Origin of the sequence: Clostridium sp. DFI.5.61 (assembly GCF_024462915.1) — a bacterium.
Classification (GTDB): Bacteria; Bacillota; Clostridia; order Oscillospirales; family Oscillospiraceae; genus Lawsonibacter; species Lawsonibacter asaccharolyticus.
In genome coordinates, this window is record NZ_JANGBZ010000022.1 from 41,881 (window position 1) to 50,849 (window position 8,969).

At 67.9% G+C, this 8,969-nt stretch carries 15 protein-coding genes; all 15 read left to right on the forward strand.

The window, feature by feature from the left end:
* Positions 1-21: 21 nt before the first annotated feature.
* A complete protein-coding gene (locus tag NE584_RS11485; RefSeq protein WP_256182870.1) occupies positions 22-1,035 on the forward strand; it encodes a phage major capsid protein in 1,014 nt (337 codons plus the stop codon).
* The gene (locus NE584_RS11490) at positions 1,035-1,370 is read left to right on the forward strand and encodes a hypothetical protein (RefSeq protein WP_256182871.1); all 336 of its coding nucleotides are present in this window, start codon (positions 1,035-1,037) and stop codon (positions 1,368-1,370) included. The genes NE584_RS11485 and NE584_RS11490 overlap by 1 nt, the downstream gene beginning before the upstream one ends.
* Positions 1,367-1,699: a hypothetical protein gene (locus NE584_RS11495; protein WP_050622859.1), complete on the forward strand. Its 333-nt coding sequence runs from the start codon at positions 1,367-1,369 to the stop codon at positions 1,697-1,699. The genes NE584_RS11490 and NE584_RS11495 overlap by 4 nt, the downstream gene beginning before the upstream one ends.
* On the forward strand, positions 1,696-2,199 hold the full coding sequence (locus NE584_RS11500) for a hypothetical protein (RefSeq protein WP_256182872.1): 504 nt from the start codon (positions 1,696-1,698) through the stop codon (positions 2,197-2,199). The genes NE584_RS11495 and NE584_RS11500 overlap by 4 nt, the downstream gene beginning before the upstream one ends.
* A complete protein-coding gene (locus tag NE584_RS11505; RefSeq protein ID WP_256182873.1) occupies positions 2,196-3,254 on the forward strand; it encodes a phage tail sheath C-terminal domain-containing protein in 1,059 nt (352 codons plus the stop codon). Before NE584_RS11500 ends, NE584_RS11505 begins: the two co-directional genes overlap by 4 nt.
* A 40-nt stretch (positions 3,255-3,294) precedes the next feature.
* Positions 3,295-3,684 carry a hypothetical protein gene (locus tag NE584_RS11510; protein WP_050622856.1) on the forward strand — a complete coding sequence of 130 codons (390 nt, stop codon included), beginning with the start codon at positions 3,295-3,297 and terminating at the stop codon, positions 3,682-3,684.
* Positions 3,685-3,719: 35 nt separating this feature from the next.
* Positions 3,720-4,025 carry a hypothetical protein gene (locus tag NE584_RS11515; protein WP_256182874.1) on the forward strand — a complete coding sequence of 102 codons (306 nt, stop codon included), beginning with the start codon at positions 3,720-3,722 and terminating at the stop codon, positions 4,023-4,025.
* Positions 4,026-4,057: 32 nt separating this feature from the next.
* Positions 4,058-4,309: a molybdopterin oxidoreductase gene (locus NE584_RS11520; RefSeq protein ID WP_242850266.1), complete on the forward strand. Its 252-nt coding sequence runs from the start codon at positions 4,058-4,060 to the stop codon at positions 4,307-4,309.
* On the forward strand, positions 4,306-4,995 hold the full coding sequence (locus NE584_RS11525; RefSeq protein ID WP_256182875.1) for a hypothetical protein: 690 nt from the start codon (positions 4,306-4,308) through the stop codon (positions 4,993-4,995). The genes NE584_RS11520 and NE584_RS11525 overlap by 4 nt, the downstream gene beginning before the upstream one ends.
* A 14-nt stretch (positions 4,996-5,009) precedes the next feature.
* A complete protein-coding gene (locus tag NE584_RS11530) occupies positions 5,010-5,573 on the forward strand; it encodes a LysM peptidoglycan-binding domain-containing protein (RefSeq protein WP_242850265.1) in 564 nt (187 codons plus the stop codon).
* Positions 5,570-6,520 carry a hypothetical protein gene (locus NE584_RS11535; RefSeq protein WP_256182876.1) on the forward strand — a complete coding sequence of 317 codons (951 nt, stop codon included), beginning with the start codon at positions 5,570-5,572 and terminating at the stop codon, positions 6,518-6,520. Before NE584_RS11530 ends, NE584_RS11535 begins: the two co-directional genes overlap by 4 nt.
* A gap of 10 nt (positions 6,521-6,530) precedes the next feature.
* Positions 6,531-6,938, forward strand: a complete 408-nt coding sequence (locus NE584_RS11540; RefSeq protein ID WP_050622852.1) for a hypothetical protein — start codon at positions 6,531-6,533, stop codon at positions 6,936-6,938.
* A gap of 5 nt (positions 6,939-6,943) precedes the next feature.
* Positions 6,944-7,288, forward strand: a complete 345-nt coding sequence (locus NE584_RS11545) for a hypothetical protein (RefSeq protein ID WP_256182877.1) — start codon at positions 6,944-6,946, stop codon at positions 7,286-7,288.
* A gap of 13 nt (positions 7,289-7,301) precedes the next feature.
* The gene (locus tag NE584_RS11550) at positions 7,302-8,351 is read left to right on the forward strand and encodes a baseplate J/gp47 family protein (RefSeq protein ID WP_256182878.1); all 1,050 of its coding nucleotides are present in this window, start codon (positions 7,302-7,304) and stop codon (positions 8,349-8,351) included.
* Positions 8,348-8,969: hypothetical protein (locus tag NE584_RS11555; RefSeq protein ID WP_256182879.1), on the forward strand; the 622-nt coding region annotated here is incomplete at its 3' end. The genes NE584_RS11550 and NE584_RS11555, both read left to right, overlap by 4 nt.

Sequence of the window (8,969 nt, forward strand, 5' to 3'; positions counted from 1 at the left end):
GACAGAGAGGAGAGAGCTGAGATGGCCTATTGCTACGACAATCTGAAGCTGGAGAAGGGGATGTATCATGAGGCGGGGCGGTCCTTCACTCAGGTGCTGGAGAGCCGGGACCCCTCGGAGCAGTACCGGGGCACCGCCCTGGAGGGGCTGGATGCCTTTCAGCGGCAGCTCAAGCGCTTTGATATCAAGGTGAAGGGGACGGGCAGCGACGTGGTGGAAAAGTTCTTCCGCACTGCCGACTCCGCCGTGCTGTTCCCGGAGTATATCGCCCGCTCGGTGCGCCAGGGTATGGAGGAGGCGGACCTGCTGCCCCAGCTCACCGCCGCGGTGACACGGTTCTACGGCATGGACTACCGCTCCATCACCTCCGAGGCGGGAGGCGAGGAGAAAGAGCTGCGCCGAGTAGACGAGGGGACAGAGATCCCCAGCACCACGGTCAAGGTGCAGGAGAATCTGGTGAAGCTGAACAAGCGGGGCCGGATGCTGGTGGCCAGCTATGAGGCGGTGCGCTGCCAGAAGCTGGACCTGTTTTCCGTCACGCTGCGGCAGATCGGCGCCCACATCAGCCGGATGCATCTGGAGGACGCCATCCAGGTGCTGATGGAGGGGGATGGGAACGGAAACGCCGCCCCGGTGGACAGCACGGCAACGGAGGACACGGTGACCTATGAGGACCTGGTGGACTTCTGGGCCAAGTTCGACCCCTATGAGATGAACACCCTTCTGGTGGGCAACGACGTGATGGTGAAGATGCTCAAGCTGGAGGAGTTCCAGAACCCGCTCACCGGGCTGAACTTCCAGGGCACCGGCAGGCTGTCCACCCCCCTGGGGGCCAGCCTGCTGCGCACCTCCGCCATGCCTGCCGGGACCATCATCGGCCTGGACCGGCGGTTCGCCCTGGAGATGGTGCAGGGCAGCGATGTGCTGGTGGAGTACGACAAGCTCATCGACCGGCAGCTGGAGCGGGCGGCCATCACCACCATCAGCGGCTTCGCCAAGCTGTTCCAGGGCGCGGCCCGGGTGCTGGAGCTGTGATGGAGGAACAGATCCTGGCCTTTGTGGAACTGATGGGGGGGCGCGGGAATGAGGAGCTGCTCCGCCCCCTGCGTCAGGCAGCGGAGCGGGAGATGGCGGGCCGGCTGAGGGAGGGGCTGTCCCCCGAGGCGTGCGGGCCCGCCTTCCCGGTGGCCGCAGCCTGGCTGGTGCTGGCCGGACTGGAGGCAGGGACGGACGGCGTGACTTCCTTTTCCGCTGGCGACCTGACGGTACATACCGGAGGAGACGGGGCGGGAGCCATGCGACGCCAGGCGGAGCGGCTGATGGCCCCCTATTTGGCGGACGGATTTGCCTTTCGGGGGGTGCTGGGGTGAGAGTGGACACCATTTCCGTCCTGCTGGACCGGTATGGGCAGTGTGTGACGCTTTACCGCGGCGGCGTGGAGCCAGGAAGAGAGGTGCGGGCCTTCCTCCAGCCCCTGCGGGAGGCGGGGAGGGAACAGGCCCGCCCCTCCCCCCTGGGGCTGCGGCGGGAGGACCGGTATCTGATGCTGGGGGAGCCGGACGTCCCGGCGGCCCCCGGGGACCGGGTGGTGTGGCGGGAGAGCGGATATGAGGTCCGCACCGCCCACCCCATCTATCTGGGGGAGCGGCTGTCCCACTGGTGGGCAGTGCTGGCCCCCTGGGGCAAGGAGGAGACATGAGCGGCGGACTGGAACAGATCCGGGAGGGGCTGACCGCCCACCTCAATGGGAAGGGTATCCGGGCAGTATCTGCCTGGAGCGGGACGGCGCGGACGTTCCCCTGCGGGCCGGTGGCCGCAGTATCCCTGCGGGGGTGCCGCTGGGGCCCGGCCGGCTTTCAAGACTATCTGGGGGAGCGATATGACCCGGAGGCGGGGCGCTGGGAGGAGCTGTATGGGCGCAGGGTGAAGCTCACCTTCGGTCTGGACCTGTACGGGGAGCGGGCGCAGGGGGACCAGGCACTCCAGGCGGCCTTCGATGCCCTGGCGGGGGCGCTCCATCGGGAAGGTCCCCCGGGGATGCGGCTGCTGGAGCTCTCCTGCGGGGAGACGGAGTATGACCAGGGAGGGCAGCTGCTGAGGCGGCCGGTGGAGGCGGTATATGAGGCGTGCCTCTATGCTGCGGCGGAGCCGGGCGGCCTTTTCCAGGACTTTGAGATCAGAGGAGGATTGGAGCCATGAGCGTGACCACACATGAGCGGCCGGGGGTGTATTCGGAGTATGATGCCTCCTCGGTGGTGCAGGGCAGACAGGGGCGAAAGATGGTGGGGATGGCTGCCATCCACGCCACGGCCCCGGCAGGGGTGCCCCAGACGGTGACCAGCTACGAGGGCGCGCTGATCGCCTTCGGCAGCACCGGGGGGCAGGATATGACAGAACTGATCCGGCTGGCACTGAAGAACGGGGCGGCCGGCGTGGTGGCGGTGCCGGTGGCGGACGAGGAGGGTTATGAGGCGGCATTTGCCGCCCTGGCGGCGATGGACGATATCGGAGTGGTCATCTGTGACAGCGTGGACCGGGAGGTGCAGCAGTCCCTGCGGGACAGCGCCGCCGCCGCCTCTGCCGCCCGCCGGGAGAGGATCGCGGTGGCCGCCGGCGGGGCGGGCGAGACGGTGACAGAGCTGCTGGAGCGGGCCAAGGCGCTGAACAGCGAGCGGGTGGTGCTGGTGGCCCCCGGGGGCACCGACGAGGAAGGGGAGGCCGTCTCCGGCCTCTCCCTGGCCGCAGCTGTGGCCGGGGCTATTGCCGGGACAACCGACCCCGCCCTCCCCCTGGGGGGCGCGGTGCTCAGCGGACTGTATGGGCTGGAGACAACCTATGGGGACAACGACCTGGACCTGCTCATCCGGGGCGGCGTGACTCCGGCAGAGCGGACGGGTGGGGTGACCTCGGTGGTGCGGGGAGTGACCACACGCACCACTACCGACGGGACGGCGGACACCACCTGGAGAGAGCTGTCCACCATCCTGGTGGTGGACGACGTGATCCCCGGCATCCGCTCCGCCCTGCGCAGCAAGTTCCACCGGGCCAAGAACACGGAGCAGAGCCGGGGGGCCATCCGCTCCCAGGTGGTGCTGGAGCTGGAGAACCGAAAGGAGCGGGAGATCATCTCCGGCTATGACAATGTGGCGGTGTCCGCCGACCCGGACAACCCCACGGTGTGCCAGGTGGAGTTCTCCTTCTCGGCGGCCCAGGGGCTGAACCAGATCTGGCTGACGGCCCACATCACCGTATGACAGGCCGCCGGCAAAGGACAGACAGTGAGGAGGGAGCAGAGTGAGTATCGCAGGATTTCCCACCAGCAGCGACATCTATCTGGAGGTGGATGGAGTCAAGGTGGCGGTGGTGCAGAGCTATTCCGCCAAGGCCAGCAAGACCAGCTCGGCGGTGGAGGCCTTTGGAGAGAGCGAGCCGGTGGCCACGGTGCCGGGCCAGACCAGCCATGTGCTGGAGCTGACCCGGTTGTACGCCACCGACGAGGCCATCCGGGACGGCATCGACTTTTACGGGCTGAGCGGTTTCTCTCTGGTGATCTGCAAGCCGGACCGAAAGATCATCTATTCCGACTGCCAGTGGAGCAGCATCAGCGAGGCGGGCACCCTGGGTGCCATGGTGGTGGAGAAGGTGACCATCGTGGCCTCCAAGCGCATTGAGACGGGGGTGTGATAGTGGTGTGGTCGATTTTGGCGGGCGCAGACCGCATGGAACTGGAGAATGGCATGGAGCTGAGGCTGCTGTCCGCCCTGGAAGTTCTGGAGGCCCGGCGGGAGGCGGCCCAGCTGGCGGAGAGCCAGGGGGAGCGGGCCCTGTGCTCCAACGCATGCCTGCTGGCCCGGGCGCTGGAGAGCGGAGAAAAGCCGGTATTTGACAGTGGACGGGCGGTGCTGGCAGGGCTGACGGTGAGTGAGATCGCCGTTCTGGCCGGACGGTGGAGAGAGTTCGACCGGAAGGAGAACCCCTCCGCCGCAGGAACAGCGGAGGAGTTGGAAAACGTAAAAAAAAACTAGCCGGCAGCCCCGGGGATCGCCTGCGTTGGAAGGTGCTGAAGCAGTTCGGCGCTCTGCCCACCGAGAGGCGGGCCAGACAGATGAAGGAGCGGGACTACCTGTGGTGCCTGCTCAACCAACTGCTAGATGACCAGGAGGAGCTGGATCAGCTGTGCCCCACATGCCGGGCGGAGGCGGAGCAGGAGCGGTGCCCCGGCTGCGGGGCGCTGATCCAGGCTTCCGGGGTGAACCCCTCCTTTGACATGGAGCGGTTTCGACGGCTGAAGGAGGGCGAGGGCACTTGAGAGACTATCTGGAGGAGCTGCTGGCCGGGACGGAGGACGTGCTGGACCAGGCGGAGGCAGAGTGGACGGAGGGGGCCTCCCCTCCCCTGCCCCGCCGATCCAGGGAGCGGCCGGAGGCGGCGGGCGGCCCGGCGGAGCCGGAGAGAAGCGCCGGGGCCGAAGAGGCGGCCGGGGGTGGGGAAAACTGGATTGAAACAGAGCTGGAGGGGCAGTCTCGATCCAGAGAGACAGGGGCGGTTCTGGAGTCCGGGGAGCGGGCGGAACAGCCGGAAGGTCCGGCAGGGCTGAGGGCGGTCCTGTCCGACCGCCCACTGGAGGGGGATGAGGCGTCCACCTTGTCCTGGCTGCTGTGGGCCGGACGGCAGGGGCGTGCCGTCCCTCGGAAGCGGAGTCTGGGGAGACCCGAGGCGGGGGCCGGGACTGTGCCGGAGATCCGGGGGGAGGAACGCGACTCCCTCTGGGAGACAGAGGGGGTGGCGGGCACCCGACGGCTCCAGGCCGCCATGGAACTGGCCCGGCGGGCAGCGGGGTACCGCCGGGAGCCCAGAGCAGACCGGGCGGGGCCGGTCTCCCTTCGGCCAGGATCGGATGAGCCGCTTCTCCGGGAGCATGACTCCGCACGGACGGTGGACCGGATCTTTCGCCGGGATGCCCGGCGGTACGACGGGGGCTTTGCCCTGTTCTGAGAGGAGGATCTCCATTGAAGCTGGCGCCCATGCGCTACAAGGACTATGTGTGGCCCCACAACCCAAGGGTGTACTCCATCGACTATGAGCGGAAGATGGCGGTGAACAAGGTGCCCTTCGGCACCTACCATCTCCAGGACCTGGGCCGGACCCGCCGGGTGATGCGGGGAGAGGGGGAATTTGCCGGAGAGGGGGCCTATTCCCAGTTCGGCCTGCTGGCCAACACCTTTTATGACCCAGGGCCGGGGCTGCTGATCCACCCCCTCTGGCAGACGGCCAGTGCCTATTTTGTGGAGCTGCGGCTGGAGCAGGAGCCCAGACCGGACTATGTGCGTTACTCCTTCGCTTTCTGGGAGGCCAGCGGCCTGTACAGCGGAGCGGTGCAGGAGGTCACCCGGACCGGAGAGGCGGCATCCGGCGGGAACGGCGGAGTGCTGAGCCACACGGTGGAGCAGGGGGACACACTGTGGGCAATCTCGGCCCGATACGGGGTGGGGATGACGGAGCTGCTGGCCCGAAATCCCCAGATCCGCAATCCAAACCTGATCCTGCCGGGAGAGAAGGTGACAGTCCGGTGACAGCCTATGTGACCACGGCGGCAGGCCGGACCTTTCAGCTCCCCGTTCCGCTGTCCTGGGAGCTGAACTATACTGCCGGGGTGCCCAGCGACAGCTTTTGGGTGCGCTGTCCCTGGCAGGCGAGCCAGGGGACGGACCCGGCGGAGTGGGTCCGATTCTCCGCAGCGGAGGCGGGCGAGACGGTGTTTTCCGGGGTGGTGGACGAGTGCGAGGTGAACCAGGGGACGGAGGGCCTGCGGCTGGAAGTATCAGGCCGGGGGATGGCCGCCCTGCTGCTGGACAACGAGGCCCTGGGACAGGACTACGGGACCGCCACCCTGGAAGACATCCTGCGAGACCATGTGGCCCCCTATGGGATCGAATTGGCGGGAGAGGCCAGCCTGCCAGCGGTGAGCCCCTTCTCCGTGCCCACTGGGAGCAGCGAGTGGGCGGTGCTCTATGAGTTCGCACAATACTGCGGCGGTGTGTGTCCCCGCTTTGACCGGGCAGGGCGGCTGGTGCTGGAGGGGTGGACCGAAGTGGAAAATCTGGCCATAAGCGATGCCACACCGGTGACCAGCCTGACGGTCCGAGACCGGCGGTACGGGGTGCTCTCCCAGATCCTGGTGCGGGACAGGGTGCGCCAGACGGTGGAGCAGGTGGAGGCCACTGACTTTCTCCGGATGGGCGGCAGGTGCCGCCGGGTGATGACCATGCCGGGGCGGAGCAGCTATCAGGCCATGCGGTACAGCGGACAGTTCCAGCTGGACCGCTCCGCCGCGGAGCTGGTCCGGATGGAGGCGGTGGTGCCGGTCCTGTTCTATGGAAAGCCGGGGGACCTGGTGCGGGTACAGAGGTCCGACTGGGACCGAAATGGCAGCTGGCGGGTGGTGGAGGCCTCAGTACAGGCGGACGAGGCAGGGGGACGGACCCGGCTGGAGCTGGCGGTCCCCGACGTTGTGATATGAGGTGAGCGAAATGTGGACATCAGACCGGAGAAAAACACGGCAGGCCGGTGAGAGCTGGGTGGACTGGGGAGAAGTGACCCTGGAGGGGGACCCGGCAGGGGCCTATCTGGACGGTGAGCGGCGGCAGCTGGCGGTCTATGGGCCAGGCGGCTACTGCTGGAAGCCGGCCCTGGGGGACCGGGTCCTGGTGCTGAAGGCGGGACAGGGGGGCGAGTCCCCCTGCGTCGCCGGGAAGCGGCAGGGGGAGGCAGAGACGCTGGGCGCTGGGGAGGTGTCCATCTCCAGCAGCGGGGCGGAGAGCGGGCTGCTCCTACGCACGGACGGCCGTCTGGAGCTGAACGGTCAGGTAATGGTGAACGGCCAGTCGCTGAACGGCCTGATCCGGCAGATCGTGCTGGCAATCCTGGGAGGCGGGTGAAGGGAATGGAGCTTCAGATCCAAAACGGAGACTATGTGCCCGACGGACTGGGAGGCTTCCGCCGGCTGACCGGGGGCGAGGCCCTTTTGCAGCGGGTCCTGTTCCGCCTGGTCCCGCGGCGGGGGGCTTTCCCCTTTATGCCGGAGCTGGGCAGCCGCCTCTATCTGGTGCTCCGGGAGAAACCGGCAGCCCGCCAGGCGCTGGCGGAGCAGTATGTGGCGGAGGCCCTGGCTGGAGAGAGCGGACTGCGGGTGACAGAGGTATCGCTGACCCAGGAGGGGGACCGGGGCCTGCTGACTGTCCGGCTGGACTGGCAGGGAGAGGCACTGGCCGTCCAGACGCTGCTGTGAGAGGGGGAGCGGAATGAAGGAGCTGGAAGAGATCTATCAGGAGATGCTGGACTGCTTTGCCCAGAGGACTGGGCTGGAGGCGGCGGAGAGCTGCGATCTGGCGGTGCGCTTCTACGCGGTGGCGGCCCAGGTGTACGCCCTGTACGCCCAGGCGGACTGGGTGCTCCGGCAGTGTTTTCCCCAGACGGCGGCGGGAAGCTGCCTGGACAGCCACGCCCAGCTGCGGGGGCTGAGCCGGAAGCAGGCCACCGCCGCGGAGGGGAGCATCCGGTTTTCTGTGGCGAGGGCGGCGGATACGGACCGGCCTATCCCCGCCGGGACCGTTTGCATGACCCCGGGGCTGATCCGGTTCGAGACGGCACAGGCGGCGGTTCTGGAGGCGGGGGCGTCCTGGGTGGATGTGCCCGCCCGGGCGCTGACGCCGGGCAGTGCGGGCAATGTCCCGGCAGGGGCGGTGACCGCCATGGCGGCCGCGCCGGTGGGGATCGCCGCCTGCACCAACCCCGCCCCCTTTGCTGGCGGCGGGGACGAGGAGGGGGACGAGGGCCTGCGCCAGCGGGTGCTTAGCACCTTCCGGCGGCTGCCCAACGGGGCCAACGCCGCATTTTACGAGCAGGGGGCCCTCTCCTTTGACCAGGTGGCCGCGGCGTCCGTACTGCCCCGGAGCCGGGGCAGGGGTACGGTGGACGTGGTGGCGGCCACCCTGGAGGGGATGCCGGACGAGGAGCTGCTGGGCCAGCTGACGGACTATTTCCAGCAGCGCAGGGAGATCGCGGTGGATGTGCTGGTGCGGGCCCCGGAGGCGGTGACGGTGGATGTGGCGGTCAAGATCGACGGGGGCGCGGACCAGGCGGGGGCCGCAGAGCGGGTGAAGACCGCCCTGCGGCAGTGGTTCACCGGAGAGCGGCTGGGGCAGGATGTCCTCCGGGCCCGGCTGGGAAGCCTGATCTTCGGCTGTGAAGGGGTAAAAAACTACGAGCTGACGGCGCCTCCAGAGGACCTGTCCTTAGAGCCCGACCAGCTTCCGGTGCTTGGGACCCTGACGGTGGAGGCAATGCAATGAGCTACAGGAGATATTTGCGGGAGCTGCTGGCCCCGCTGAGGCTCTATGATCTGGAGGCCCCCTTCAACGGCGGGGAGCTGAATGTCCAGGGCGGGGCGCTGGACGGGGTGGACACCTGGCTGGCGGAGCTGCGGCGGGAGAGCACGCTGGCGGAGGCGGAGAGCTGGGGGCTGGAGCGGATCATCGCCCTGCTGGCCCGGCGGCCGGTAGCGGACACGCCGACGGGGATGCGGAAAGCCCTGGCTGCGCTGATGCGGATCGGCGGGGACAGCTTCACCCTGGAGGCCATCAACGCCACCATCTCCGGGTGCGGCGTCCATGCCCATGTGGAGGAGAAGGAGATCCCGGGAGAGGTGGCGGTCTCCTTCCCTGATATTCCAGGCATCCCAAAGGGATTTAAGGAGATCCGGGAGATCATTGAGGATATCCTGCCAGCCCACCTGGGGATCGAATATGTCTTCTGGTATATTACATGGGAGGAACTGGAGAGAAAGATCTCCTGCTGGGCGGAGATCGAAGAGCGCCAGCTGACCTGGGAGCAGCTGGAGACGCTGGTGGATGAAACAGAGGAGTGGGGGGGGGGGGGGGGGGGGGGGGGGGGGGGGGGGGGGGGGGGGG